The organism is endosymbiont of Lamellibrachia barhami, from assembly GCF_011947365.2.
Classification (GTDB): Bacteria; Pseudomonadota; Gammaproteobacteria; order Chromatiales; family Chromatiaceae; genus QGON01.
On the sequence record NZ_JAAVSH020000010.1, the window covers coordinates 1 to 1,000 of the forward strand.

A 1,000-nucleotide genomic window follows, 5' to 3' on the forward strand; every position below is an offset into this window, starting at 1 on the left:
AGTGTTGTTGGCCGCGATCGCTACCATGGGGACCGGACTCATCGTCCAGCTTATCACCCTGCCGGTAGAGTGGGACGCCAGTTTCGGCAAGGCAATGCCGATCCTCACCCAGGGAAAATATATCGATGCCTCTCAGGAAAAAAAGGCCAAGCAGATACTGAAGGCCTGCGCACTCACCTATGTCGCCTCATCGTTGGCCGGACTGCTGAATTTTTGGCGCTGGATACAGGTGTTGAGACGATAACCTTTCTATCTGTAGGAGATGATAGGATAGCCGTTGAGAAATGTCGGTTCATAGGAAGAAGCAGACGTATCAGAAACAGGGCCGAGACGCCTGCCACACAATAGCGAATAGAACCATGCAACTTCGAAGACATCCGTTACGATATCGACGGCTTCTCTCATCTCTCGTGATGCTCCCTGCAATCTGCTTTCAGATTGGAAACGCCGCTGAATCCGATCCAATCTCCGAAGACTATTTTTTCGAAGAGCTGCCCGTGGTGCTCTCCGCAACCCGTCTCTCCCAATCCCTGGCCGATACCCCCGCGGCAATGACGATCATCGACAAAGAGATAATTCGTGCTTCCGGCTCCAGGAATATTCCTGACCTGCTGCGACTGGTACCGGGTTTTGCAGTGGGCTTCTATTCTGGCTCCAGGGCCACTGCAACCTATCACGGCCTGGCCGACCAGTATGCTCGCGACATGCAGGTGCTGATCGATGGACGATCGGTTTACGATCCGGCTTTTGGTGGTGTTGCATGGGCCGACATGCCGATCGAGGTCGACGAAATAGCGCGTATCGAGGTGATTCGGGGGCCCAATGCCGCCGCCTATGGTTCCAACTCATTTGCCGGCGTTGTCAACATTATTACCGACCACCCGGCTGATCGTCCCGGCGCAATGTTGAAAACCATCATAGGCGAAGGCAATGCGCGCAAGATTTATGGCCGTTATGCCGACTCGATTGGGGACTTCGCCTATAGGATTTCAGCCAACTA

The 1,000-nt window shown here is 53.9% G+C and carries 2 protein-coding genes; both read left to right on the top strand.

From position 1 onward, the window contains the following. Positions 1–244, top strand: a 244-nt coding sequence (locus tag G9Q73_RS19065) for a zinc metallopeptidase (protein ID WP_177421547.1), incomplete at its 5' end; no start/stop codon positions are given. Between the two features lie 115 nt (positions 245–359). Continuing rightward, positions 360–1,000, top strand: a 641-nt coding sequence (locus G9Q73_RS19070; protein WP_246345877.1) for a TonB-dependent receptor plug domain-containing protein, incomplete at its 3' end; no start/stop codon positions are given.